At 60.9% G+C, this 24,895-nt stretch carries 22 protein-coding genes; 5 read left to right on the top strand and 17 right to left on the bottom strand.

The window, feature by feature from the left end:
• The first annotated feature begins 25 nt into the window (after window positions 1-25).
• Complete coding sequence (locus tag J1D76_RS19570; protein WP_421139966.1) at window positions 26-1,123, top strand: aminopeptidase; 1,098 nt, start codon at window positions 26-28, stop codon at window positions 1,121-1,123.
• Here J1D76_RS19570 and J1D76_RS19565 read toward each other — a convergent pair.
• From J1D76_RS19565 to exbB, 7 genes are all read right to left on the bottom strand, one after another.
• A complete protein-coding gene (locus tag J1D76_RS19565) occupies window positions 1,105-2,334 on the bottom strand; it encodes a nucleoside recognition domain-containing protein (RefSeq protein ID WP_421139965.1) in 1,230 nt (409 codons plus the stop codon). The two genes, J1D76_RS19570 and J1D76_RS19565, sit on opposite strands and share 19 nt — an antisense overlap.
• Before the next feature lie 117 nt (window positions 2,335-2,451).
• Entirely contained in the window at window positions 2,452-3,852 is a 1,401-nt protein-coding gene (locus J1D76_RS19560; protein ID WP_421139964.1) for an aminoacyl-tRNA deacylase and HDOD domain-containing protein, read from the bottom strand.
• A 79-nt stretch (window positions 3,853-3,931) separates the two neighbouring features.
• A complete protein-coding gene (recG, locus tag J1D76_RS19555) occupies window positions 3,932-6,007 on the bottom strand; it encodes an ATP-dependent DNA helicase RecG (protein WP_421139963.1) in 2,076 nt (691 codons plus the stop codon).
• Window positions 6,008-6,016: 9 nt separating this feature from the next.
• Window positions 6,017-6,946 (bottom strand): LysR substrate-binding domain-containing protein, encoded by a 930-nt coding sequence (locus J1D76_RS19550; protein ID WP_421139962.1) that lies wholly within the window; start codon window positions 6,944-6,946, stop codon window positions 6,017-6,019.
• A gap of 222 nt (window positions 6,947-7,168) precedes the next feature.
• A complete protein-coding gene (locus J1D76_RS19545; RefSeq protein WP_421139960.1) occupies window positions 7,169-7,918 on the bottom strand; it encodes a TonB family protein in 750 nt (249 codons plus the stop codon).
• A complete protein-coding gene (exbD, locus tag J1D76_RS19540) occupies window positions 7,915-8,343 on the bottom strand; it encodes a TonB system transport protein ExbD (RefSeq protein WP_421139959.1) in 429 nt (142 codons plus the stop codon). The genes J1D76_RS19545 and exbD overlap by 4 nt, the downstream gene beginning before the upstream one ends.
• A 6-nt stretch (window positions 8,344-8,349) precedes the next feature.
• A complete protein-coding gene (exbB, locus tag J1D76_RS19535; RefSeq protein ID WP_421139958.1) occupies window positions 8,350-9,318 on the bottom strand; it encodes a tonB-system energizer ExbB in 969 nt (322 codons plus the stop codon).
• A gap of 189 nt (window positions 9,319-9,507) precedes the next feature.
• Here exbB and J1D76_RS19530 point away from each other — a divergent pair, with 189 nt between their 5' ends.
• Window positions 9,508-10,362: an SDR family oxidoreductase gene (locus tag J1D76_RS19530; RefSeq protein WP_421139956.1), complete on the top strand. Its 855-nt coding sequence runs from the start codon at window positions 9,508-9,510 to the stop codon at window positions 10,360-10,362.
• 59 nt (window positions 10,363-10,421) lie between these two features.
• Here J1D76_RS19530 and gltP read toward each other — a convergent pair whose 3' ends face one another.
• The 3 genes from gltP to J1D76_RS19515 all read right to left on the bottom strand — a co-directional run bounded on the left by gltP (window position 10,422) and on the right by J1D76_RS19515 (window position 13,108).
• Window positions 10,422-11,753 (bottom strand): glutamate/aspartate:proton symporter GltP, encoded by a 1,332-nt coding sequence (gene gltP / locus J1D76_RS19525; protein WP_421139954.1) that lies wholly within the window; start codon window positions 11,751-11,753, stop codon window positions 10,422-10,424.
• 836 nt (window positions 11,754-12,589) lie between these two features.
• Window positions 12,590-12,754 (bottom strand): DUF1328 domain-containing protein, encoded by a 165-nt coding sequence (locus J1D76_RS19520; protein WP_003177151.1) that lies wholly within the window; start codon window positions 12,752-12,754, stop codon window positions 12,590-12,592.
• Between the two features lie 69 nt (window positions 12,755-12,823).
• Complete coding sequence (locus J1D76_RS19515) at window positions 12,824-13,108, bottom strand: hypothetical protein (RefSeq protein WP_421139953.1); 285 nt, start codon at window positions 13,106-13,108, stop codon at window positions 12,824-12,826.
• A gap of 441 nt (window positions 13,109-13,549) precedes the next feature.
• On the opposite strand from J1D76_RS19515, the gene algB reads away from it, so the two are divergent.
• Together algB and J1D76_RS19505 are read left to right on the top strand one after the other, a co-directional pair.
• Window positions 13,550-14,896, top strand: coding sequence for a sigma-54-dependent response regulator transcription factor AlgB (algB, locus tag J1D76_RS19510; protein WP_421139952.1), 1,347 nt, complete (start codon window positions 13,550-13,552; stop codon window positions 14,894-14,896).
• A 10-nt stretch (window positions 14,897-14,906) separates the two neighbouring features.
• Complete coding sequence (locus J1D76_RS19505) at window positions 14,907-16,697, top strand: KinB sensor domain-containing domain (protein ID WP_421139951.1); 1,791 nt, start codon at window positions 14,907-14,909, stop codon at window positions 16,695-16,697.
• Window positions 16,698-16,704: 7 nt separating this feature from the next.
• Here J1D76_RS19505 and J1D76_RS19500 read toward each other — a convergent pair whose 3' ends face one another.
• From J1D76_RS19500 to J1D76_RS19470, 7 genes are all read right to left on the bottom strand, one after another.
• Window positions 16,705-18,318, bottom strand: coding sequence for an EAL domain-containing protein (locus tag J1D76_RS19500; protein WP_421139950.1), 1,614 nt, complete (start codon window positions 18,316-18,318; stop codon window positions 16,705-16,707).
• Window positions 18,319-18,394: 76 nt separating this feature from the next.
• Window positions 18,395-19,174 (bottom strand): N-acetylmuramoyl-L-alanine amidase, encoded by a 780-nt coding sequence (locus J1D76_RS19495; protein ID WP_421139949.1) that lies wholly within the window; start codon window positions 19,172-19,174, stop codon window positions 18,395-18,397.
• A gap of 103 nt (window positions 19,175-19,277) precedes the next feature.
• Complete coding sequence (locus tag J1D76_RS19490) at window positions 19,278-21,296, bottom strand: diguanylate cyclase (RefSeq protein ID WP_421139947.1); 2,019 nt, start codon at window positions 21,294-21,296, stop codon at window positions 19,278-19,280.
• The gene (locus J1D76_RS19485; protein ID WP_421139945.1) at window positions 21,293-22,171 is read right to left on the bottom strand and encodes an endonuclease/exonuclease/phosphatase family protein; all 879 of its coding nucleotides are present in this window, start codon (window positions 22,169-22,171) and stop codon (window positions 21,293-21,295) included. The genes J1D76_RS19490 and J1D76_RS19485 overlap by 4 nt, the downstream gene beginning before the upstream one ends.
• Before the next feature lie 14 nt (window positions 22,172-22,185).
• A complete protein-coding gene (locus J1D76_RS19480; protein ID WP_421139943.1) occupies window positions 22,186-22,827 on the bottom strand; it encodes a thiol:disulfide interchange protein DsbA/DsbL in 642 nt (213 codons plus the stop codon).
• Between the two features lie 199 nt (window positions 22,828-23,026).
• The gene (locus J1D76_RS19475; protein ID WP_421139942.1) at window positions 23,027-23,656 is read right to left on the bottom strand and encodes a c-type cytochrome; all 630 of its coding nucleotides are present in this window, start codon (window positions 23,654-23,656) and stop codon (window positions 23,027-23,029) included.
• A gap of 45 nt (window positions 23,657-23,701) precedes the next feature.
• A complete protein-coding gene (locus J1D76_RS19470) occupies window positions 23,702-23,992 on the bottom strand; it encodes a c-type cytochrome (protein ID WP_103397941.1) in 291 nt (96 codons plus the stop codon).
• A gap of 191 nt (window positions 23,993-24,183) precedes the next feature.
• Here J1D76_RS19470 and yihA point away from each other — a divergent pair, with 191 nt between their 5' ends.
• The gene (gene yihA, locus J1D76_RS19465; protein WP_421139941.1) at window positions 24,184-24,828 is read left to right on the top strand and encodes a ribosome biogenesis GTP-binding protein YihA/YsxC; all 645 of its coding nucleotides are present in this window, start codon (window positions 24,184-24,186) and stop codon (window positions 24,826-24,828) included.
• The last annotated feature ends 67 nt before the right edge of the window (window positions 24,829-24,895 follow it).

Genomic DNA, 24,895 nt, shown 5'->3' with positions numbered 1-24,895 from the left:
AAAGACTCTCCAAGGAAGAATTATTGTGATCAGGCCGCTTCCTAGCCTTGGGTTACTTGATCGCGTTTTTCGCGTTTTGTTTCCGGGGGCACTGTTTTTGTTGCTCAACGGTTGTACCAGCGTCAGCTATTACAGCCAATTGGCCAGCGGCCAGTTGCAGTTGCTGCGTGCGAGGGAGCCGGTGTCGAGCGTGATCTCTGACCCGGCGCGCGATCAAAAACTACGCACGCACCTGGCGCAATCGCAAAAGGCCCGCACATTCGCCAGCCAGCAATTGCACCTGCCCGACAACCAGAGCTACCGACTGTACGCCGACATCGGTCGGCCCTTCGTCGTCTGGAATGTCTTCGCCACGCCGGAATTTTCCCTGAAACCCGTCAGCCACTGTTTCCCCATCGCCGGTTGCGTGGCCTACCGCGGTTATTACAACCAGAGCGCAGCCCGGGGCGAAGCGGCGTTGCAACGCTTGCAGGGTCTGGACGTAGCGATGGGGGGCGTCGAGGCTTATTCGACGCTCGGCTGGTTCAACGACCCGATCATCAGCTCGATGATCGGCTGGGGCGATGAGCGACTGGCCACGCTGATCTTTCACGAGCTGGCCCATCAGCGCTTCTATGTGAAGGATGACACCGAGTTCAATGAGTCCTTTGCTACCTTCGTCGAGCAGGAAGGTACGCGCCAATGGCGCGCCTATCGCCACCTGCCACCCGATAACGACGCCCAGGCACGGCAGCGCGACCAGTTCACTGAGTTGGTGCTCAAGACCCGAACCCGCCTGGAAGCGCTCTACGCCTTGCCATTGCCCGCCGAGCCCATGCGCCAGCGCAAAGCAGCCGAGTTCGAGCGCTTGCGCAGCGAATACCGAAGCCTGCGCGACAATCAGTGGGCAGGCGATAAACGCTACGACGCGTGGATCTATGCGCCGATGAACAACGCCCGAGTACTGCCGTTTGGCTTGTACGACCAATGGGTGCCGGCGTTCGCCGCGTTGTTCCATCAGGAAGATGGCGACTGGCTAAGGTTTTACGCTGCCGTGGAAAAACTCGGTGCCTTGCCACCGGACCAGCGCAAGGCTGCGTTGAAAACCTTGGGCGACGGGGTCGATCAACCAAAGAACCAGTAGCACACCCCGATGGCGCCCAGCACGCCGGCAAATTCTGCCAGCAATGCGCAGCCCACCGCATGCCGTGCCCGCTGGATGCCGACGGCACCGAAGTAAACCGCCAGCACATAGAAGGTCGTCTCGGTACTGCCCTGGACCGTTGCCGCCACCAGCGCCGGGAAGCTGTCTACGCCAGAGGTCTTCATGGTTTCAATCAGCATCGCCCGGGCGGCGCTGCCCGAGAAGGGTTTGACCATGGCAGTGGGCAGCGCATCGACGAAGCGCGTGTCCCAACCGGCCCACGCCACCAGATGGCGAATGCCGTCCAGGCCGAAGTCCAGCGCCCCCGACGCCCGCAGGACCCCGACGGCGCAGAGCATCGCCACCAGGTAGGGCAGCAAGTTCTTGGCGACATCGAAACCCTCTTTGGCGCCTTCGACGAACGCCTCGTAGACCTTCACCTTGCGCAGCGCGCCGATCAGCAGGAACAGCATGATCAGGCCGAACAGCGTCAGGTTGCCGAGAATCGACGACAAGCCAGCCAACGCGGTCGCCGACAGGGTCGCCAGCAGCGCCATGAAACCACCGAGGGCAAGTGCACCGGGGATCAGGTAGGCCAGCACCACCGGGTCCCAGATACGCAGGCGCTGCATGAACGCCACCGACAGAAAACCAACGATGGTCGAGCAACTGGTGGCCAGCAGGATCGGCAGGAACACCAGCGTCGGGTCAGGCGCACCTTGCTGGGCGCGGTACATGAAGATCGTCACCGGGAGCAGGGTCAGCGAGGAGGCGTTGAGCACCAGGAACAGGATCTGCGCGTTGCTGGCAACGGTCGCACTGGGGTTAAGCTCTTGCAGCGCTTTCATGGCCTTCAGGCCGATCGGCGTGGCGGCGTTGTCCAGGCCCAGGCCGTTGGCGGCGAAGTTGAGGGTAATCAGGCCGATGGCTGGGTGGCCCGGCGGGACTTCCGGCATCAGGCGCAAGAACAGCGGCCCCAAGGCCTTGGCCAGCCATTCGACGATCCCCGCTTTCTCGGCAATGCGCAAAAAGCCGAGCCAGAGCGTCAGGGTGCCAAACAACAGCACCATGACTTCGACCGACAGCTTGGCCATGGCGAAAATGCTCTCCACCATCGCCGCGAAGATCCCGGCGTTACCACCGATCAGCCACTGCGCCAGCGCCGAGACGGCTGCCACGATGAAGAAGCCAAGCCACAGGCCATTGAGCATCAGTCAAATCCCCCAAAAGATCCGCGAATGATAGCGGGGTGACCAGAAACGACAAACCCCGGATTTCTCCGGGGTTTGTCTGAGGTATTGCGCGCAGCCCTTGAACGTCGCGACAGGCTACTGCTGGGTGAATTGCGAAGCCAGTTCGCGCAGCAGCACTTCGGCTTCCAGCACCTTGCTGACCACGTCGTTGGCTTTTTCGCGGCTCAGTCCCAGGCGTTCGAGCAGGGCTTCGGGAATGTCTTCGTCCGGGCCGGAGCCAATACCACGACTGCGCAGCAGGCGCACCGACAGGCAGACCAGGTTCGGGTATTCGGCGTGGTCGCCGTCATAGGCCGGGTCGTGCTGGAAGCGCAGGGCGGTGGCCAGTTCTTCGGGCATGTCCCAATAGCGCATCAGCCACGAGCCGATCTGCTCACGGCTGATGCCCAGCAGGTGTTGCTCGACAAAGCTGTGGCACAAGTGCGGGTTGACCTCCAGGTGGCGGCAGATCAGCGAAAAGTGCGGCGGGAACACATGGGCCAGCAGCAGGTAGCCAAAGTTGTGCAGCAGGCCGGCGAGGTAGGTCAGGCCGGCTTCCGGGCGCTGGGCGCGGGGCATGGCGCGGGTCAGGCCTTCGATGACGGCGGCAGTGTAAATCGATTGCTGCCAGTACGGCGTGGAATGCTGCGGGTGGTCCTTGGGCAGGCTCAGGGTTTTGCCAAGGGCCAGGCCCAGCGCCAGGTTGATCACCAGGTCGAAACCCAGCACACGGACGATGGCGTCTTCCACCGAGCGAATCTTGCCCGGCGAAGCGTAGTACGGCGACGCGGCCCAGCTCACCACTTGGGCGGCGAGCGCCGGGTCGGTTTCGACCACCCCGGTGATGTCGTCGATGGTGGCGTTGGGATCGACGCGCAGCTTGATGATTTTTTGCGCGGTTTCGGCCAGTGGCGGAATCTCGATGGTCGCTTCCAGACGTTGCTGGATGCGCCGTGCGGTAAACGCCTGGACGGCCTGGGTGATTTCCTCGCGGTCATCATCGGGGCGGTCGAGGTTCGGCCGGATGCTGGTCAGGTTTTCGCCGAAGTTGGCAGCGCTGGCCTTGTTCAGCATCGACTTGAAGTCGTCACTGTTGATTTCCAGCAACACACCCGGCTCACCGGAATTAACCAGCAGCTTCGGTTCACGCAGCAGACTTTCTTCGTACAGGCACGGCGAGCTGGTGAGCGCCGGCAGGCCAGGCAACAGGCTCAGGCTGTGTTTGCCGAGCATTTTTTCCAGGCGTTCGGTCGGTACTGCCGTGAGGCGGCGACCGGTGAGTTCGGTGAGGCGATTGAGGTCGAGCAATTGGCTCTGAGGGAACAACACCATCAGCGCGCCAACGCTGTCGTCCAGCAAAACGGCCTGCACTTTGCGTGCGGCATTGAGGCCGTGATGGTCCAGCACTTCTTCGTAGGCAATGCCCAACTTGCCCAGCATCAGCCGAATAACCGACGGAGCGTGCGGGGTGTCGGGTGCGAAGGCAACTTCGGTCATGGTCTGTATCCGTACTAAAACAATGGGCAGGAGTATAACCAGCTTGTTTGAGGCGACGCTTCACAAACTGTGACGGTTGTCACACTTGGCCGTATTGTTGGCCATGACGCAGCCAACGGTCGAGCAGCGGGCTGACGTGAGTCGGCCAGCGCTCGATCAATGCCTGGGCGGCATCGCGTACGGCGGGCAGTAAATCGGCATCGCGCATCAGGTCGGCAACCTTGAATTGCAGCAGGCCGGTTTGCCGTGTGCCGAGCATCTCGCCGGGGCCACGCAACTCCAGATCCTTTTCGGCGATGACAAAACCATCGTTTGTTTCACGCATGATACCCAAGCGCTGACGACCGATCTGCGACAGCGGCGGATGGTAGAGCAGCACGCAGTGACTGACGGCGCTGCCCCGGCCGACCCGGCCGCGCAACTGGTGCAATTGCGCCAGGCCCAGGCGCTCGGGGTTCTCGATGATCATCAGGCTGGCGTTGGGTACGTCCACGCCGACTTCGATCACTGTGGTCGCCACCAGCAGTTGCAGGTTGCCGGCCTTGAACTCGGCCATCACTGCGGCTTTTTCCGCAGGCTTCATGCGGCCGTGGATCAGCCCGACCTTCAACTCGCCGAGGGCGGCGGTGAGGTCTTCATAGGTGGTTTCTGCCGCTTGGCAGGTCAGCTCTTCGGACTCTTCGATCAGCGTGCACACCCAATAGGCCTGGCGCCCTTCGGCGCAAGCGCTGCGCACCCGCTCGATGACTTCGACCCGGCGAGTGTCGGTGATCAGTACGGTGTTGACCGGAGTTCGGCCCGGCGGCAGTTCGTCGAGGATCGAGGTGTCGAGGTCGGCGTAGGCGCTCATGGCCAGCGTGCGCGGAATCGGCGTGGCGGTCATGATCAACTGATGCGGGCACATACGCCCGCCGACACCTTTTTGCCGCAAGGCCAGGCGCTGCTGGACGCCAAAGCGGTGCTGCTCGTCAATGATCACCAGCGCGAGGTTCTTGAACTGCACTTCATCCTGGAACAACGCGTGGGTGCCGACCACCATTGGTGTGCCACTGGCGATTTGCTCTAGCGCCGCCACGCGGTTCTTGCCCTTGAGCTTGCCGGCCAGCCACGCGACGTCGATGCCCAGCGGTTCAAGCCATTTCTTGAAGGTGATGAAGTGCTGCTCGGCAAGAATCTCGGTAGGCGCCATCAGCGCAACCTGGTAGCCGGCCTCCAAGGCTTGCAACGCAGCGAGGGCAGCGACCACGGTCTTGCCCGCGCCGACATCGCCCTGGATCAGGCGCAGCATCGGTTCGTGCTGGCTGAGGTCATAGGCGATTTCATTGCCCACCCGTTGCTGCGCGCCGGTCGGGTTGAAGCCGAGATTGGCCAGGTATTGCGCGGGCAGCCGGGTGGCGTTGGGCATCGCTGGCGCCCGCAGGGAACGCATGCTTTCACGCAGGCGCTGTTGCGACAGTTGATGGGTCAGCAGTTCTTCGAAGGCCAGGCGGTGTTGCGCCCAGTGATGACCGAGGGCCAGTTCGTCGACGTCGGCATCGGCGGGCGGGTTGTGCAGGTAGCGGATCGCATCGGCCAGTGGCGCCAACTGATAGTCGCGGGCCAGTTCCTTCGGCAACCAGTCGGGCAGGCTGCTGGGGCCGAGCAGGGTGAGGGTCTGCAAGCACAACTGGCGCAAGCGCTGTTGGGTCAGGCCTTCGGTGAGCGGATAGACCGGAGTCAGGGTTTCATCCACCGGTGGCGGTTCGTCGCCGGTGATGGCGCGGTATTCCGGGTGGTAGATCTCCAGGCCCGAAGCGCCGGGCCGGGCCTCGCCGTAGCAGCGAATCCGCGTGCCGCGTTTCAGGCCTTCTTTCTGCGCATTGCTGAAATGGTAGAAACGCAGGCTTAAGCCACCGGTGCCGTCCTGCAAGCGAACCACCAGGCTACGCCGACGGCCCATGACCACATCGGCGCCGCTGACCGTACCTTCGATGACCGCGTCTTGCCCTGGTCGCAATGCGCCAATCGGCACCACGCGGGTGCGATCCTGATAGCGCAAGGGCAGGTGAAACAACACGTCCTGGAGATTTTCCAGGCCGACCTTGGCCAGTTTCTCGGCCATGGCTTCACCGACACCCTTGAGTGCCGTCACCGACACTTGCGACAACTCGCTCATGACCGTCGCTTAACCCGCAGCAACCTGTGCCGCTGGCTTGGCCACCGAGCACAGGCGAATGGAGTCGGCGAGGATCTCAATCGCCTTCGGCCGCGGGAAGCTCGCCCGCCAGGCGATGGCCACGGTGCGGTACGGCACGGGTGCCGAGAGCGGGCGCACTTCGATGACGCCGGGAGCGTAGTGATGGCTGTCGACCGCCGACAACGGCAGGATCGAAATACCCAGGCCGGACGCGACCATGTGCCGAATGGTTTCCAGCGAACTGGATTCCACCGTGGTGTGCTTGGCGCCGTCGTGGCCTTTGGTCAGGGTCGGGCAGGCTTCCAGCACCTGGTCGCGGAAGCAGTGACCTTCGCCGAGCAGCAGCAGGCTCTTGTCGTTGAGCAGGCTGGCGTCGATGGACTCTTTTTGCGTCCAGGGATGTTGCGCCGGCATCAACACGTAGAACGGCTCGTCGTAGAGTTGCAGGGTCAGCACATCGGCTTCGTTGAACGGCAGGGCGATGATGATCGCGTCGAGCTCGCCGTTGCGCAGTTTATCGCGCAGCACATGGGTGAAGTTTTCTTCGATGTACAACGGCATCTGCGGGGCGACCCGATGCAGTTGTGGAATCAGGTGCGGAAACAGGTAGGGGCCAACGGTGTAGATCGCACCGACTTTCAGCGGGGCGGTCAGCTGGTTCTTGCCGGCCTGGGCCAGCTCGCGGATGCCTTGGGCCTGCTCCAATACCTTTTGCGCCTGGGCCACGATGCCTTCGCCGACCGGGGTCAGGCGCACGGCGCTTTTGCTGCGCTCGAAAATCAGCACACCGAGTTCGTCTTCAAGCTTTTTCACGCCCACCGACAGGGTCGGCTGACTGACGTGGCAACGCTCGGCCGCGTGGCCGAAATGCTGCTCTTGGGCGAGGGTAACGATGTAGCGTAATTCTGTGAGGGTCATAGCAAGCGTCCATGAGTTTGCGGGCCAAGCATACCGGCTGCAATCGATAGACGCACGTTATCAGACTGAGTGTGTCGGGTGACACTGGCCAATGCCGGTTTACCGCTGACAGAACCCCTGTAGGAGCGAGCCTGCTCGCGATGAGGGCGCACAATCGACATTTTCGTTGAATGTTAAACCGCTATCGCGAGCAGGCTCGCTCCTACAGGGGGTTGGGCGTTATCAGCGGCGGCGTTTTTCCAGCGAATAAACAAACGGCGCAACGATTTCGATGGAGCCGTTGGTCAGCATGTCGGCCGGAGGCTTGGGCAGCGGTTGGGCGCGGCGGATCATTTCCAGGGTGGCCCGGTCCAGATCGGCAGTGCCCGAGGCACCGACCAGCTCAAACGACAACACATTGCCCTCGGCATCCACCACGAAACGCAGGCGGTTCATGCCTTCCTTGCCCCGCGCCTGTGCACTGGCCGGGTACTTCTTGTACTTCTGCAAGTGCGCCAGCAGGGTGCCTTGCCAACTGGCCTTGGCTGCCAACTGAGCCGGCGAAGGGCCAGGCGCAGGCTGGGCGGATTTCTCCGTTGGCGCCTGAGTCTGCTGAGGTTCGGCAGGTTTCTCCTCGGCTGGCTTTACCTTCGGCGGATCGGGTTTCTTCTCGACCGGCTTGGGCGGTTGCGGCTTGGGCTTGGGCTTGACGGGCTTGGGCACGGCAATTTCAGCCTTCGGCGCTTCGGCAAGCTTGGGTATCGGCAGTTCTTCAACCGGAGCCGGTGGCTGCGGCGGGGTAACGACCTTCGGCGGGGCAGGCGGTGGCGGGGCTGGAACCGGTGCCAGTTCGACCAACATTGCCTGCGGCGGCAATTCGATGGGCGCACGGGCAGACCAGTTAAGCGCCAGCGCGATGGCCAGCGCGTGAACGCCCAGCACCACCGCCAGGCTACCGCCGTAACGCGTCAGCTTATGGCGCGGTGTGATCATTTCTTGACTGCCGACTCGAGACCGACCAGACCTACTTTCAGGTAACCGGCAGAACGCAGGTTGTCCATCACGCTCATCAGGTCGCCGTAATCCACGCCCTTGTCGGCCTGGAAGAAGATGGTCGTGTCTTTCTTGCCATGGGTCCTGGCGTCGAGCGTGGCACCGAGTGCATCGGCCTTCACTTCATCTTCACCGAGGAACAGGCGCTGGTCAGCCTTGACGCTGAGGAACACCGGTTTCTCTGGCCGCGGTGCCGGTTTGGCTGTCGAGGCTGGCAAGTCGACCTTGATGTCCACGGTGGCCAGCGGGGCCGCCACCATGAAGATGATCAACAGCACCAGCATCACGTCGATGAACGGCGTGACGTTGATTTCGTGGTTTTCGGACAGATCGTCGTCTGCCCCTTCTTTCAAATGCAGGCCCATGGCCGATTACCCCACTTTCACCATGTGCGGTTGCGAGATGCGCTCAGGCTGGTGGTCGAGGTCGCGGCTGACCAGCAGCAGGACCTGAGCCGACGCATCGGACACCTGGGCCTTGTAACCGGCGATGGAGCGGGCGAAAACGTTGTAGATCACCACCGCCGGGATCGCGGCAACCAGGCCCAGCGCGGTAGCCAGCAGGGCTTCGGCGATGCCGGGGGCGACGACGGCGAGGTTGGTGGTCTGGGTTTTGGCGATGCCGATGAAGCTGTTCATGATGCCCCAAACGGTACCGAACAGGCCGACGAAGGGTGCGGTCGAACCAATGGTCGCCAGCACGCCGGTGCCACTGCTCATGTTGCGACCGCAGGCCGCGACCAGGCGCTCAAGACGGAAGCTGACGCGTTCCTTGATGCCTTCCTTCTCGCGGCTGTTGACCGACAGGCGCATCTCTTCGAGGGCATCGTGTACCAGCAGGTTGGCAAGCGTGCCTTCCTTCGCCGAGGTGGCGCTGGCTTCCTTGAGGGTCGCTGATTTTTTCAGCTGGGCAATTTCATCGCGCAGGCGACGCTTGGCCCCGATCAGCTCCAGGCCCTTGGCGATCCAGATGGTCCAGGTGATGATCGAGGCGATGGCCAGGCCGATCATCACGATTTTCACGATGATGTCGGCATTCTTGTACATGCCCCACGGCGACAGGTCATGGGCCATGCCCAGGGTGTTGTCGGCTTCGAGGACTTCAGGAACGTCTTCACCCAAGGCTTCTGCCGGTGCTGCCTGCGCAGCATCGGTCGCGACCGGGGCGACGGCCGGCGTGGCGTGATCGGCCGGTGCTGCAGCGGCAGCCGGAGCGGCCGGCGCCTGTGCATCGGCGAACGCGGCGACTGGCGCAAGCATCAGGCTCAGAAGCAGGGCGGCCACCGCGCTCCAGGCGCGAGGTCGTTTGGTAGGCGAAGCGGAGAAGTGATTGCGTGTCATGCTGGCCGGACCTGAGAGAATAAAGCGAGTGATGTTCTTCCAGGCCTCGAGAGGCCGAGAACAAAAGCGGTGCGTATTATTGCAATTAATTCTTGTTAACAAAAGTAATAGAGTCTCTTTTTTTCCTGCATTGCTAGCCGCCTGTCTATTGCCGGCGCTAGTCTGTGCCTTTGCGATGGGAGTTTTCTGATGTCTGCGCCAACTGTTTTGATCGCCGGCTGCGGCGATGTCGGCAGCCGCCTGGCCACGCAATTGATGGCCCAAGGTTGGGAGGTTCATGGCCTGCGACGCGATGTTTCACGCCTGCCCGCAGGCGTCATCGGCATCGCCGGGGACTTGTTCAATAAAGACTGCCCGGCCACCTGGCCAGTCGGCGCCGTCGATTACGTCGTTTATTGCGCAGCAGCCACCGACCATGATGAAGCCGGGTATCGCGCCGCCTATGTCCAGGGCCTGGCGCATGTCCTGGAATGGCTGGACGACTATGGGCAGGTGCCCAATCGCCTGCTGTTCGTTTCCAGCAGCAGCGTGTACGGGCAGCAGGATGGCGAATGGGTCGACGAGGCTTCGCCGGCGGTGGCAGCGGGTTACTCAGGTCGTGTCATGCTCGAAGCCGAGCAACTGGCGCTCAAGAGTGGCATTGCGAGCAGTGTCGTGCGCTTGACCGGCATCTACGGTCCCGGCCGCGAATGGTTGTTGACGCAGGTGCGTCGGGGTTATCGCGTGGCGGTCGAGCCGCCGCTGTACGCCAACCGCATTCATGCCGACGACGCCGCAGGATTGCTGGCGTGCCTGCTCGAAGCCGATCGTCGAGGCGAGAAGCTGGATCCTTGCTATATAGGTGTCGATGACGAGCCCGCAGCGTTGGCGGACGTGGTGGGCTGGTTGCGCGAGTACCTGGGTGTGACGCAGTGGGCAGAAGATGCCAGCGTGCGGCGCACCGGCAGCAAGCGTTGCAGCAATGCGCGGGCAAAAGCCCTGGGCTGGATGCCGAAGTATCCGAGTTTTCGCGAGGGGTATGCGGCGGTGCTGGAAGGGCGCTAGAACATTCAGCCCCCGAAAACAACTGTGGGAGCACGCTCGCTCCCACAGGGGTTATTGCATCAGTTGCGGGTGATCTCGCCCGCGGGCAGTTTTTCTTTGCTGCGCCAATGCGGCAGGGAGTTCCAGTAGCGCTGGCCCTTGGCGTCGTCGTACATGCCTTCCCAACGCGAGATAACCAGAACAGCCAGGGCGTTGCCGATCACGTTCAGTGCGGTACGGGCCATGTCCATGACGCGGTCGACACCGGCGATGAACGCCAGGCCTTCCAGCGGAATGCCCACGCTGCCCAAAGTCGCCAGCAAGACCACGAAGGACACACCCGGTACGCCGGCGATGCCTTTGGAGGTGACCATCAGCGTCAGTACCAGCAGCAACTGCTGGCTGATTGACAGATCGATGCCATACAGCTGGGCAATGAAGATCGCCGCGATGCTCTGGTACAGGGTCGAACCGTCGAGGTTGAACGAATAACCAGTCGGCACCACGAAGCTGCAAATGGCTTTCGGCGCACCGTAGGCTTCCATTTTCTCGATCACACGCGGCAGCACGGTTTCGGAACTGGCGGTGGAGTAGGCCAGTACCAGCTCATCCTTGAAGATGCGCATCAGCTTGATGACCGAGAAGCCGAACAGGCGAGCGATCAGGCCCAGCACCACGAAAGCGAAGAAGGCGATGGCGACATAAACCAGGATCACCAGCTTGGCCAGCGGCAACAGCGAGGCGAAACCGAAGTTGGCCACGGTCACGGCGATCAGTGCGAATACGCCGATCGGAGCGTAATTCATGATCATGTGGGTGACCTTGAACATGCTTTCCGATACGCCCTGGAACATCTTCACCAGCGGCTCGCGCAGGTCCGCTTGCAGGCTCGACAGGCCGAGACCGAACAACACGGAGAAGAAGATGATCGGCAGCATTTCGCCGCGGGCCATGGCCGCGAAGATGTTCGACGGGATCAGGTTGAGGATGGTTTCGATGAACGCGTGTTCATGCTGAACCTCAGCCGCCGTGGCCTGGTACTTGGAAATGTCTACGGTACCCAGAGTGCTCATGTCGATGCCCGAACCTGGATGGAACAGGTTGGCCAGCAGCAGACCGACCACGATGGCGATGGTGGTGACGATCTCGAAGTAAACGATGGTCTTGAGGCCGATGCGCCCCAGCTTCTTGGCGTCACCGACGCCGGCAATGCCGACGATCAGGGAAGAGATGACGATCGGGATCACGATCATCTTGATCAGACGGATAAAGATATCGCCCGCCGGTTGCAGGACGTTGCTGATCCACCAGGCTTTTTCGGCACTGAAATGGTTGAGCAGCGCACCGATTGCAATCCCCAATACCAGACCGATGAGGATCTGCCAGGCGAGGCTAAGCTTTGCCTTCTTCATATCTTTACCCTTACTTGCGTTTGACTCAGGGAGATGCGCGAACTGGAACGCTCATGGCGAAAAAGTCTAGTGCATCTGCCCCCGTATAAGGTGCCCCGGAACGCGTATTTACGGCTCTCTGGCGGGCGAAAAAAGGCGCAACTATTCCGATGCAAGGAAGCGCCGTCTAATGCCGTAAACGCCTACCCCATGCCGAATCGGCATGAGGTTTTTTTACCGGAACCGACCTCGCAAACGGTTCGAATGCGACATTTCGGCAGGCATAAGTGCCGTGAACCGGTCATCACAGGTCGGATTGATTGTTTTTTGAGCAGCGGCTGCGCGCGGGTTTTTCTGCAAAAACCGACCGGTCAGGCAGAAAAATTGCCGTTAAAGAAAAGTGTTTTTTCACGATATACGGTCGCAGGCTGGACATCGGCGGAGGGATTTTCCGATGCCTACCGGTTTAGGAAGCGATTGCGCACAAGCAATCTGGGCAACGCGCTACATCAAAGGGTTACGCGGACAAGCCCTTCGCAAGTCCGTCGAGCCACAAAGGTCCGGCGAACTTGCGTCGCAGCTATACCTGACCCGGCCCTTGCGCAGGTACTCCCTGTACCCGTAGGTCACTCCGCCCCTGAAACAGGCAGAACATCCCGACCCCTTGGTCATGCGCCCACCCTCCTCGGGCGGCGCAGGTGGAAGGAGGCGTGGTCCTCCTTCATGTGCAAATTCGGATGCGCTTTCCAATTCCTGCGTACAGCAATCAGGCTTGTCGGCGAAACACTAACCGCCATTCCTGGCGCCACCGCCCCAAATACAGGGCGGCTGCCAGTGTTCTGTACAAGCCTTTCATGTCAGCCTCGGCCGCGACGGCCAAAGAAGAAAGAAGCAATGAACATCACCAGGAACACGACAAACAGAATCTTGGCGATACCCGTGGCGGTGCCCGCGATACCACCGAAGCCCAGTACGGCAGCGATGATGGCAATGATCAGGAATGTGATTGCCCAGCTCAACATGGTGATTCTCCTTACGCTTCTATTTAGAGGTGTTGCCTTTCCCGACGCCTGGGCGGCGGAAGTTATTGCCTAGAAAACCCAGCGCTCCTGATGACGCTCACCCACAGGCCCGGCCTGGTCGACGTCCATCATGCGCATCGGGGTGCTGTCGGCCTGAAGACTGCTGACAGCGCTGAAATGGGTCTGGGTCGGATGCTGCATCGACACACGCGGCGCTTGTGGCTGCTGGCCCTGTTCCCAACGTGCAAACTGCTGGCCGCCGATCAACGTGATCAACAACGCCAGGACAGCAAACAGACCTTGCTGGATATGCGCGGGCGAAAGGTGCAGGTGGACGGCATGTTGACGGTTCATCCTGGAGCTCCTACCACTCGGGTCGGTATTCGGTAGCGGGCGCTTGTTGTTGAATGCCCTGGTTAACCAGACAATTGCAGACCGCATGCCAGCTTTAAAAGAGATAATTTTTTCTTTTAAATCAATTAGTTACCTAAACAAAGGAAATCACTGCGCACGCATCCTGCACGAATGCCTGCCGCGTCGTCGTGCGTAATGCACGATCGGCTTGAGGGAAGACGTAAATTTTTTGAATTGAAAGGAGGACGCGGATGTCAGAAATACACGCTGACCGCTGTAAGAAGCCGGGCATCGACCAAAAGCCCGCAAAATCAGGCGGCTGAACGATAGACAGGATGAAAGCTACCCTGCCATGGCAGGAATGGCTCAGAATCAATCATGCAACTTGCCCGATTTTTCCGGGAATCAACCAAAAGATCATTCTTTAAGGAGCGTAGGAACATGGAATCAGCCACTGAGCATCAAGGCCGCATTCTGCTGGTGGATGATGAGACCGCCATCCTGCGTACTTTCCGATACTGCCTGGAAGACGAAGGTTACAGCGTGGCCACCGCCACGAGCGCCGCGCAGGCGGAAACGCTGTTGCAGCGGCAGGTGTTCGACCTGTGCTTTCTCGATTTGCGCCTGGGTGAAGACAACGGCCTGGATGTCCTGGCGCAGATGCGCATCCAGGCGCCCTGGATGCGCGTGGTGATCGTCACGGCGCATTCGGCCGTCGATACCGCCGTGGATGCGATTCAGGCCGGTGCCGCCGACTACCTGGTCAAGCCGTGCAGCCCCGACCAATTGCGCCTGGCCACCGCCAAGCAACTGGAAGTGCGACAGCTGTCGGCGCGCCTGGAAGCCCTGGAAGGTGAAGTACGCAAACCCAAGGACGGCCTGGATTCCCACAGCCCGGCAATGAAAGTGGTCCTCGAAACCGCGCGCCAGGTGGCCAGCACCGATGCCAACATCCTGATCCTGGGTGAGTCCGGCACTGGCAAGGGCGAGTTGTCCCAAGCCATTCACGGCTGGAGCAAGCGGGCGAAGAAATCCTGCGTCACCATCAACTGCCCGTCGCTGACCGCAGAACTCATGGAGAGCGAACTCTTCGGCCACAGCCGTGGCGCTTTCACCGGCGCCAGCGAAAGCACCCTGGGCCGGGTCAATCAGGCGGACGGCGGAACGCTGTTTCTCGATGAAATCGGTGATTTTCCACTCACCTTACAACCCAAGTTGCTGCGTTTCATCCAAGACAAGGAATACGAGCGCGTCGGTGATCCGGTCACCCGCCGCGCCGATGTGCGCATCCTCGCCGCCACCAACCTCAACCTTGAAGACATGGTCCGCGATGGTCGTTTCCGTGAAGACCTGCTGTACCGCCTGAATGTCATTACCCTGCACCTGCCGCCGTTGCGCGAACGCCGTGAAGACATTCTCAACCTGGCCGATCGCTTCCTGGCGCGTTTCGTCAAGGAATACGCCCGTCCTGCACGTGGGTTCAGCGACGAGGCCCGTGAAGCACTGCTGAGCTATCGCTGGCCGGGCAACATCCGCGAATTGCGCAACGTGATCGAGCGGGCGAGCATCATCTGTCCGCAGGAGCGGGTCGAAATCAGTCACCTGGGCATGGCCGAGACGCCAGTCAACAATACTCCGCGCATCGGTGCGGCGTTGAGCCTGGACGAGCTGGAAAAAGCCCACATCGGGGCGGTCCTCGCCACCGCCGACACGCTGGATCAAGCGGCAAAAACCCTGGGCATCGACGCCTCGACGCTGTACCGCAAACGCAAGCAGTACAACCTGTGAGCGACAGCCGATGAAACTGGCGATGAAGTTGCGGACCCGGCTGTTCCTGAGTATCTCCGCGCTGATCACCGTGGCGTTGCTCGGGCTGCTGCTCGGCCTGGTCAGCGTGATGCAGATGGCCGGCAGCCAGGAAGCGCTGATCCGCAGTAACTTCATTACCCTGGACCTGGGGCTCAAGTTGCGCCAGACCCTGGGTGATCAGTTGATCATCATGCTCAGCCAGAAGCCGGACACGGCAGCTTTCGACGCCTCCAAGCAACATTACTTCGAACTGCTCGAAGAAGGCATCGCCCAAGAGCCGACCGACATGGGCGGCGAATACGGCTTCAGAAAAGCCAAGGCTGACTACCAGCGTTTTATCCAGGCTTATGAAGCCTCCCCGGATACGACCAATGTGCTCAGCAGCCACGATGACCTCACGGACAAATTCAACACGTTGCGCAATGGCCTGATCGCCGAACACAAACGCGCACTGGACAACATCAATGACACCGAGCGCCAGGCCCGGGAACGGGCCTTGCTGATCGCCGGATTGCTTGGCCTTGTCGGGTTGGCGGTGCTGATCATCGGCTTCGTGACCGCGCAGGCGATCGCCCGCCGTTTCGGTGCGCCGATCGAGGCGCTGGCGAAAGCGGCGGACAACATCGGCCAAGGCAATTTCGATGTCACCCTGCCCATCTCCTCGGCAGTGGAGCTGAACCAGCTGACCCGGCGCTTCGGGATTATGGCCCAGGCACTGCGTGAGCATCAGGCCACCAATGTCGATGAACTGCTGGCCGGTCAGCAGCGCCTGCAAGCGGTGCTCGACAGCATCGACGACGGCCTGCTGATGATCGACCGCCAAGGCCACCTGGAACACCTGAACCCCGTCGCCCAGCGTCAACTGGGCTGGGATTCCGATCGCCTGGGGCAAGGACTGGGCACGGCCCTCGGACGCCCTGAGCTGGATGAACAACTGCAACTGGTCCTGCGCGGCGGCACGCTGGAGCGGGCGCCGGAGGACCTGAGTATCGAAGTCGACGGCGAATCGCGCCTGCTCACCTACAGCCTGACCCCGGTCAGCCATACCCAGGGGCATATTCTCGGCGCGGTGATGGTGCTGCACGACGTCACCGAACAGCGCGCGTTCGAACGGGTACGCAGCGAGTTTGTATTGCGCGCCTCCCATGAGTTGCGCACACCGGTCACCGGCATGCACATGGCCTTCGGCTTGTTCCGCGAGCGTGCGCACTTTGCTGCGGATTCCCGCGAAGCCGACCTGCTCGACACCGTGAACGAAGAGATGCAGCGATTGATGCAGTTGATCAACGACTTGCTGAATTTCTCGCGCTATCAGAACGGCCTGCAGAAACTCAGCCTGGCACCGTGTTCCATCGAGGACTTGCTGGAGCAGGCGCAGGCACGCTTTGCCTCATCGGCCGTGGAAAAGGACGTCAATGTGCTGGTTGAAGTGCAGGGCCCCTTGCCACGATTGCAGGCCGACCAGCCGCAACTCGAGCGGGTGCTCGACAACCTGATCGACAACGCCTTGCGCCACACCGGCGCCGGCGGGCGGATACGTCTGCAGGCCAGGCGCCACGGCGACCGCGTCATTATCAGTGTCGAGGACAATGGCGAAGGCATCGCCTACGGCCAGCAAGGGCGGATCTTCGAGCCGTTCGTGCAAGTCGGGCGCAAAAAAGGAGGTGCCGGGCTCGGCTTGGCGCTGTGCAAGGAGATTGTGCAATTGCACGGCGGGCGCATGGGCGTCTATTCACGACCGGGGCAGGGCACCCAGTTCTACATGGCGCTGACGGTCTAGGCTGGCTTCACGCCTCATCGTCCATGCGCCGGCCCGCGAGGCGCCGCCCGCGGGTTATCAACTCGATGAGCTGAACCGCGCTCAACGCGTGGGCAAACAACCAGCCCTGGCCGAACCTCACACCTTCGCTGCTCAGGAGTTCCGCCTGGGACTCATGCTCGATGCCTTCGGCAATCACCTTCAGGTGCAACGACTGCGCCATGTGAATGATGTGCGGGGCCACGCCGCTGCTGGCGGCGTCGTGCCCCAGTGCATCAATGAACGCCTTGTCGATTTTCAGGCAATCGACCGGCAGGGTTTGCAGGTAGGCGAGGCTGCAATAGCCGGTACCAAAGTCGTCGATCAGCACCTGGTGCCCGACATCGCGCAAGGCTTGCAGGTTTTCCCGGGCTACCACCACATCGATCAGCCCACGCTCGGTGACTTCAAAGGCAATCTGCTGCGCCGCAACGCGGTGCAAGGTCAGCAGCCGCGCCATCACCTGGCCGATCCGCGGCACCATCACGTCACACGCGGCGAGATTGACCGAGATGTAGAGTTGCGGATTGGCCCGCAACAATTGGCCGAGTTGTTCAAGCAAACGCTGCAGGACGAAGTCGGTCATCTGCCGGATCTGCCCGGTGTTCTCGGCCATTGGAATGAACAGGTCGGGGCTGGTCAGGGTGCCATCCGGCCTGCGCCAGCGCAGCAGCGCTTCTGCGCCGACACAATTGCGGCTGTCGAGATCGAAGATCGGTTGATAGAGCACCTGCAACTCGCCACGGCGAATCGCGCCGGTCAATTCGGCATCCAGTGACTGGCGCTGGCGAACCAGTAGGAACACCAGGAAGCCAACGCAAATACCAAGCGCCAGGCTCGCCGGCAGCAGCCACCACCAGACTGTCGGAATATGCATGCCGGAGCGCGGGCTGATCAGCACCAATTGATATTCCGGGTTATCGGTGGGCATGCGGTAGATCAGGCGCGTCTGGGTAATTTGCAGCGCGTCGCGGTTTTTCGGCGGCCAGGCCTGGGTTGGCGGCCAGACCTGTGATGCGCCGATCACCGGGATGGCCCGCGTGCCATGGTCAAGAACCACCAGCAGGCTGCTGCCCGGTGACAAATCAACCATGTCGGTGAGATGCCCGCGTGACGTGGCGACCCTGAAATTCCCCCGGCCGAGCATCAGCGCTGCGCGATTGTCATCGGGCTCGGTGGTGGTATTGAGCCAATAGCTGTAGGTCGGACCCCTGATGTCTGGCCGGCGACTCAATGACAAGCCTTCCTGGCGAGGGCGATTGGAGCAGATTCGCGAAGCGTCCATGTAGGCGGCTTCGTAGACGAAGCGATAATTGAACGTCACTTGCTGCAAGGTCGCGATCATTTCCGCATCGCAGCCACGCAGAGGTTGCGCCTCAAGGTCGTCGAGGCTTTCACGCAGTTGTCCGAAGAGCTGTTCCAGACGCGCGAGAAAGCGTTCGCCCTGGGCATTCATTTCTTCACTTTCGTTCTGTTCGACCTGATGGATGGCCACAAACAGGCTGCCCGTCATCAACAAGGTCGCACTCAAGACAGCCGCCAGCAGCCCCAAAAACCAAGGGCGATGGAACCAATTCCGTAAGGTTTCTCGAGCAGCAGGCATTTTGGAATATCCGGCGGATTACCAATGAGTTATAGCTGCTACTTGAAAAAAAGCGCGCACCGTCTGGCGGTCGTCATTATTTTGTCTGATTCAGGACCAAAAGCAGGGCGGCGGTCTGCGCATCGGGCGTGCCATCGAATCGCGCTGGACGGAAATGCATCTGGAATGCCGCGATCACGTGACGGGTCGCAACATCCAGCTCGCCGGTTTGCGGCGAGGCATAACCCAGGCGGGCCAATTGCGCCTGGAACCAACTGATGCTCGGCAATTGCGCGTTAAATTGCACTTGCTGACGTGCCACTGCCTGTTCGTTCGGCCAGAGGCCCAGGCCTTCGGCGGCCAAGCGCTTCCAGGGGAACAGCGGTCCCGGGTCAAGCTTGCGCAACGGCGCGATATCGCTGTGGCCGATGATGTCGCGAGGCTTGATGCCGTGGCGTTTGCTGATGTCCTTGAGCAACACGATCAACGATTGCACCTGGGCTTCGCTGTAGGGATACCACAGGCGCCCGGTAGGGGTGTCCTTGAAGCCCGGGTTGACGATTTCGATCCCGATCGAGCTGGAGTTCAGCCAGGTCCGGCCACTCCATTCACTTTCCCCGGCGTGCCAGGCGCGCAGATTTTCATCCATTAGCTTGTAGATGGTTGCGCCCTTGTCGTCGCCGATCAGGTAATGGCTACTGACTTCGCCATGGGTCAGCAATTGCAATGAACGTTCAAGCGAAGCGTTGGTGTAATGCACCACGACGAACTGCACGCGGCTGTCGTAATTGGCCGAAGGATGGCTGGTGTCGATGCGGGGACCGCTGGAGCAACCGGCCAACAGGATCAACGAGACAATCAGGACAAAATATTTCATGGCGAAGGGCAGTACACACAAGACGATAATGCAACAGTGTAACGTACTGCCCGGGGACCTGACGGCTATCGAGACGAATTAAACAAATTGGAACACTTGAGGCTTAGCCCGGCTCCACCCGGTTGCGGCCGGCATTTTTTGCACGATACAGCGCTTGATCGGCTCTTTTGAGTACCTGGTCGCCATGCTCGCCGGGCCTGAACGCCGTCATGCCCATCGAAACGGTGATGGTCACTGGCTCACCCTTGAAGTGAAACGGACAGGCTTGTATCGAAGCGCGCAGGTTTTCCAGCAACTTCAGCCCCGCCGCCGGCACCGTGGACGGCATCAGCAGCACAAACTCTTCACCGCCGAACCGGGCAATGAAATCCGTCCCGCGCAGCCGCTTGCGCAACACACTGGCGATGATCTTCAGCACCTTGTCACCGGCCAGGTGCCCGTAGTTATCGTTGATGCGCTTGAAATGATCGAGGTCGAGCATGGCCAACAGCAGGGTGTTGCCATGCTGCTGCCACTCTTTGACTTCATGCTCCAGGCGCTCGCTCCAGGCCGCCCGGTTGGGCAGGCCGGTCAACGGGTCGACCATCGCCTTCTGCCGTTGCTCTTCAAGGTGTTCGCGATACCCCTGGGCCTCCTGCTCCATGTGCGCGACCCGCTCGGCCAGGCTGTGCAGGCGCGCTGCAACTTCCTGTTCACGCTCGTCACGCTGTTTTTGGTGCTGGTCCATCGTGCCCAGCAGGCCTTCTAGATGGTTTTCCAGGACGTGCTTGAGGTCATCCAGGTCCGCCGCTTCCTGCATGCTGCTTTGCAAGCCGTCGACTTGTTCGCGGATCTGCGTGTCCATCTCCCGCGCCGCCGAACGATTGTCGGCGTGCCCTGCGGAGGCGGCTTGCAGGTTGCTCTGGAACGATTCGAGGCGTTCGTTCAACCGCTGCAGATAGGCTTCGAACTCATGCTGGCCGCTGTCGGTGATGGCCAACATCAGCGTGGCGAAGTCGTCGAGAATCGGCAGCAATTCGTACCAGTTCAGACCGTTTTTCAGCCGATCGCGCATGGATTCGGCTTGCGGGCGATGACGCTCGGGCAGCGTCAGGTCTTCGAGCAATCCCAGCAGGGTGTCTTCGATATGGCTGGCGACCGAACTGTAGGAAGGTTCGGGGGAATCCGGGAGTGCGTAGTGAAAGTCGTGTTCGATTGGCGCCGGGCCGATAACGTCGACGTCTTGCGCGGGCTTCGGCAGTGGGCTATCGGGTGAGATTGGCGCAATCCATTCGTCCGGATTTGTTTCCGGTTCAAGCGGCGTTGCGAAGGTTTCCGGGGCCGGGTGCTCGATCGAATCGATGACGGCTTCCGCTTGGGGGCAAACCTCTGCTGTGCTGGCGGGCTGTGGCTGTGGCTGAACAACGGCAGCTGCCGAAACCGGAGAAGGTGCACCCATCGCCGGCGCGGGCTCGACTGCGGGCACCTCAACGTTAGCCGGCTCACTCACAACCGGGGCCGAATCGACCGGCGCCGCCGGGACTTCTGCCAAAGCGGCGGGCGGCGAGGCGATGGTCTGAACGGGCGGCGCGGCCGTTGATTGCGCCGTCTCTTGCGCCTCGCGACCACCGAACAATCGCTGGAGCAGGCTCGGCCGACCCGGTTCCGCCGGCGTTTCCAACTGGCTTAGGGCTTTGCCCTGCAAGCCGCTCAGTTCGCTGAGCAAGAGTGGAATCTCACGAGCCTGACTGACTCGTGCATCCAGTTGCTTGGCGAAATTCTTCAGAGGTCGGCTCACGTCCCGAGGCAATGGTAACGTTTGCAACTGGGTGACCAGTGCCGTCAGGGCCGCGCTGGTCTGGTTGACCCGCGTTTCCCGGCGCTGCTCGGAGTCGAGCACGGCTTTTTCCAGGCGTGGAATCAGCGCGGCCAGGCCGGCGTCCATGTCATCGGTGCGCACGACTTCGCGCATTTCCTTCATGCACTGGTCCACCGCGCGGTCTGTGCCCTCCGCCGCCAGCGTGCTGCGCACCAGCCCGCGACGCAACAGGTCGAGCCGCGCGTCCCAGCGCCGTTCGAGTTTTTCCTGTTGTTCGATGCCTTTGAGGTATTTCTCTTTCCAGCGCTGTGCGTCGTCGCTCATTCAGGGGTTCCGCGAAGGGCAGGACTCAACGCGGGCAATGCATCGGCCGTGAGCGAACCCGGCAGACGAATCTCTACCGCGACCGGCAGGTGATCGGAAATGGGCTGTGCCAGCACCTCGACCTTTTCCAGGGTCAGGCTCGGGCTCAGGAGGATATGGTCCAGGCAACGCTGAGGGCGCCAACTGGGGAACGTCGCTTCCAGCTGCGGCGCAAGCAGGCCGAGATCGCGCAGCGGGGAGTTTTGCAGCAGGTCGCTGGCATGGGTGTTCATGTCACCCATCAGCACCTGGTGCTTGTAATCGCCGATCAGGTTGCGAATGTAGGCCAGTTGCAGGCTCCGGGCGCGAGCCCCAAGTGCCAGGTGCATCATGACCACCACCAGTGCTTCCGGGCCTTCGCCGAAGCGGACCAGAATCGCCCCACGACCTTTTGGCCCCGGCAACGGATGATCTTCGATGGCCCACGGCCGCAGACGGCTAAGCACGCCATTGCTGTGCTGGCCGAGGCGACCGAGGTTTCGATTGAGTTGTTGATACCAATAGGGGAAGGCACCGAGCTGGGCCAAGTGCTCGACCTGGTTGACATAGCCTGAACGCAGGCTGCCGCCATCGGCTTCCTGCAGGGCGACCAGATCGAAGTCGCTGAGCAGGTTGCCAATCTTTTGCAGGTTGTCGGCGCGCCCGGTGTGCGGAAGCAGGTGCTGCCAGCCCCGGGTCAGGTAGTGCCGATAGCGCTCGGTGCTGATGCCGACCTGGATGTTGAAACTGAGCAAGCGAAGACGGCTGTCTGCGGGCAAGCCCGTGGACTCCAGGTGATGTTCGTTGACCCGCGGATCATGCCGGCCAACGATGCGTTCAGTACCCCATCGGCGCATGGCAGCGACTGCCCTTAGTTGGCGGCAGCCTTGTTAGCCGCCCGCTCTTTATCGATCAGTTGGTCGGCGAGTTGCAGGGCCTGTTCGGCACCGCCGGCGGAACCCACGTCAAAGCGGTACTTGCCATTGACGATCATGGTTGGCACGCCAGAGATTTCATACTTCTTGGCCAGTTCACGGGCCTTGGTGATCTGACCCTTGATGGCGAACGAGTCGAAGGTGGCGAGGAATTTTTCCTTGTCGACGCCCTGGGTAGCCAGGAAGTCAGCCATGTCATTCTTGTCGGTCAGCTTCTTGTGTTCTTTCTGGATCGCATTGAACACCGCGGCGTGAACGTTGTGCTCGACACCCATGGCTTCAAGGGTCAGGAACATTTGACCGTGGGCGTCCCATGGACCACCGAACATGGCAGGAATGCGCACGAAGTTCACGTCCGACGGCAGCTTCTCGACCCATGGATTGATCACCGGCTCAAACGCGTAGCAATGCGGGCAGCCGTACCAGAACAGCTCCACCACTTCGATCTTGCCAGGCACGGCGACCGGGACCGGGTTGCTCAGTTCTACATAAGGGGCGGCGGGGGCTTCAGCGGCCTGGGCAGTCATGCCAAACAGGCTGGCAGCGGCAAAAACGGCGCTGATGATCAGATTACGCATGCTTCACTCCTGGACAATTTTTTCGCCTCGCGCGGCTGCTTTTCAGACAGATCCTGGCGGGCTTGAGTTCTGTAGTGTAACGGCAGCGGCCACAAAAAAGGGCGGCCAAAGCCACCCTTTTTATACTTGCCGTGACGGATTAATCGAGCGTTAACGTGGCGAGCGATAAGCACCCCGTTCAACGCCCGATCCGTCGGCCTTAGTGCAGGCCTTGAATGTAACTGGACACCGCGGCGATGTCTTCATCGCTCAGTCGCTTGGCAATGGTTTGCATCGTTTTGGCATCGCCATCGTTGGTGCGACCACCTTCTTCCTTGCGGAAGTCGGTCAGTTGCTTGGCAACGTATTGAGCGTGCTGGCCACCCAGGTGCGGGAAGCCGGCGGCGGCGTTACCTGCGCCATTTGGCGAATGGCAACCGGTGCACGCGGGCAGGCCTTTAGCCAGGTCACCGCCGCGGAACAGGTTCTCGCCGCGCTTGACCAGTTTCTCGTCGGCGGCACCAACACTGCCTTTCTGGCTGGAGAAGTAGGCGGCGATGTCCGCCAGGTCCTGATCGCTCAGGTTGGTGAGCAGGCCAGTCATTTCCAGAACGGTGCGCTTGCCCGACTTGATGTCGTGCAGTTGCTTGGTCAGGTAGCGTTCACCTTGACCCGCCAGCTTTGGAAAGTTTGGCGCCATGCTGTTGCCATCCGGGCCGTGGCAGGCGCCACAGACGGCGGCTTTGGCCTGGCCGGCCTTTGCATCACCCGGTTGTACTGCCTCACCTGCAGCATGGGCCATGCCGGAGATGCCCACGGTCAACAGCAGACTCACGATCAATTTCTTCATCAGCTAATCCAACTACGGCTAAGGGTTAAGAGTTATGGGCCGGGCTTACTCGCTCATCCAATGGATGATGGCTTGGTAATCCTCGGCACTGCAGTCCATGCACAAACCACGCGGCGGCATCGCCTTGAAACCCTGGGTCACGTGTTGCACCAGCGTCTCCATACCTTTCGCCAACCTCGGCGTCCAGGCTTCCTGATCGCCCTTTTTCGGCGCCGTTGGGAGTTGGCCGGAATGACAGGCACCACAAACACGGTTGTACACAGCTTCCGGATCCTGTGTAGCCTGAGCGCTGTAAAGCGGCATCAAGACACCGGCAGCTAGCAGCCATTTCGTCATAAAACGACCTTTTCAGGGTTGAGAGCGCGCTGCGTTCTAATGCGCAATCAAGGTCTGTCGCTCTCGTGAACTTCATCCTACGCTGGGACAAAGCGCACACAAAATCTGCGGCATTATATACTGGCGTCACTGAAACGGAAGCGACACCGCTTGCCGCGCCCATTCCTGGCGCCGCCCACATCGGAAATCCCATGCAACTCAAGAATCCCATTCTCGGTCTGTGCCAACAGTCCACCTTCATGCTCAGCGCCGCCAAAGTCGACCAATGTCCGGATGACGAGGGCTTCGAAGTCGCCTTCGCCGGGCGTTCCAACGCTGGCAAGTCGAGTGCGTTGAACACCCTGACCCATGCCAGCCTGGCGCGCACCTCGAAAACGCCGGGGCGCACGCAACTGTTGAATTTCTTCAAGCTAGACGATGAACGCCGTCTGGTCGACCTGCCGGGTTACGGTTATGCAAAAGTACCGATCCCGCTCAAGCAACACTGGCAGCGTCACCTGGAAGCGTATCTGGGCGGCCGAGAGAGTTTGAAAGGTCTGATCCTGATGATGGACATCCGCCATCCGATGACCGATTTCGACCTGTTGATGCTCGATTGGGCCGTCGCCGCCGGCATGCCGATGCACATTCTGCTGACCAAAGCGGACAAGCTGACCTACGGCGCAGCCAAGAACACTTTGCTCAAGGTCCAGGCAGAAATCCGCAAGGGTTGGGGCGATCTCATCACGATCCAGCTGTTTTCGGCCCCCAAGCGTATGGGCCTGGAAGAGGCGTATACCGTGCTGGCTGGCTGGATGGAACTGGCGGACAAGGGCGCCGAGTCAGCGCCCGAGTAAGCCGCGAAAACTGCCTGGGGCGCCCCCAGGCAGTTTCTGCAGGCAAAAAAAACCCCGGACTTCATAT

It is taken from the genome of Pseudomonas sp. NFX15 (genome assembly GCF_049132105.1).
Taxonomy (GTDB): Bacteria; Pseudomonadota; Gammaproteobacteria; order Pseudomonadales; family Pseudomonadaceae; genus Aquipseudomonas.
Note: the sequence above shows the minus strand (reverse complement) of the source record. Positions and strands in the feature narration are given on the sequence as shown.

Bases quoted from the DNA above. Each gene is read 5' to 3' on its own strand.
- J1D76_RS19560 (WP_421139964.1), bottom strand. From the start codon at position 3,852: ATGACCGAAGTTGCCTTCGCACCCGACACCCCGCACGCTCCGTCGGTT.
- recG (WP_421139963.1), bottom strand. From the start codon at position 6,007: ATGAGCGAGTTGTCGCAAGTGTCGGTGACGGCACTCAAGGGTGTCGGT.
- J1D76_RS19490 (WP_421139947.1), bottom strand. From the start codon at position 21,296: ATGAGCGACGACGCACAGCGCTGGAAAGAGAAATACCTCAAAGGCATC.
- J1D76_RS19500 (WP_421139950.1), bottom strand. From the start codon at position 18,318: ATGCCTGCTGCTCGAGAAACCTTACGGAATTGGTTCCATCGCCCTTGG.
- exbD (WP_421139959.1), bottom strand. From the start codon at position 8,343: ATGGGCCTGCATTTGAAAGAAGGGGCAGACGACGATCTGTCCGAAAAC.
- J1D76_RS19515 (WP_421139953.1), bottom strand. From the start codon at position 13,108: ATGAACCGTCAACATGCCGTCCACCTGCACCTTTCGCCCGCGCATATC.
- J1D76_RS19480 (WP_421139943.1), bottom strand. From the start codon at position 22,827: ATGCGTAATCTGATCATCAGCGCCGTTTTTGCCGCTGCCAGCCTGTTT.
- J1D76_RS19485 (WP_421139945.1), bottom strand. From the start codon at position 22,171: ATGCGCCGATGGGGTACTGAACGCATCGTTGGCCGGCATGATCCGCGG.
- gltP (WP_421139954.1), bottom strand. From the start codon at position 11,753: ATGAAGAAGGCAAAGCTTAGCCTCGCCTGGCAGATCCTCATCGGTCTG.
- J1D76_RS19550 (WP_421139962.1), bottom strand. From the start codon at position 6,946: ATGACCCTCACAGAATTACGCTACATCGTTACCCTCGCCCAAGAGCAG.
- algB (WP_421139952.1), top strand. From the start codon at position 13,550: ATGGAATCAGCCACTGAGCATCAAGGCCGCATTCTGCTGGTGGATGAT.
- J1D76_RS19495 (WP_421139949.1), bottom strand. From the start codon at position 19,174: ATGAAATATTTTGTCCTGATTGTCTCGTTGATCCTGTTGGCCGGTTGC.
- yihA (WP_421139941.1), top strand. From the start codon at position 24,184: ATGCAACTCAAGAATCCCATTCTCGGTCTGTGCCAACAGTCCACCTTC.
- J1D76_RS19530 (WP_421139956.1), top strand. From the start codon at position 9,508: ATGTCTGCGCCAACTGTTTTGATCGCCGGCTGCGGCGATGTCGGCAGC.
- J1D76_RS19545 (WP_421139960.1), bottom strand. From the start codon at position 7,918: ATGATCACACCGCGCCATAAGCTGACGCGTTACGGCGGTAGCCTGGCG.
- J1D76_RS19505 (WP_421139951.1), top strand. From the start codon at position 14,907: ATGAAACTGGCGATGAAGTTGCGGACCCGGCTGTTCCTGAGTATCTCC.
- J1D76_RS19475 (WP_421139942.1), bottom strand. From the start codon at position 23,656: ATGAAGAAATTGATCGTGAGTCTGCTGTTGACCGTGGGCATCTCCGGC.
- exbB (WP_421139958.1), bottom strand. From the start codon at position 9,318: ATGACACGCAATCACTTCTCCGCTTCGCCTACCAAACGACCTCGCGCC.
- J1D76_RS19470 (WP_103397941.1), bottom strand. From the start codon at position 23,992: ATGACGAAATGGCTGCTAGCTGCCGGTGTCTTGATGCCGCTTTACAGC.
- J1D76_RS19565 (WP_421139965.1), bottom strand. From the start codon at position 2,334: ATGCTCAATGGCCTGTGGCTTGGCTTCTTCATCGTGGCAGCCGTCTCG.
- J1D76_RS19520 (WP_003177151.1), bottom strand. From the start codon at position 12,754: ATGTTGAGCTGGGCAATCACATTCCTGATCATTGCCATCATCGCTGCC.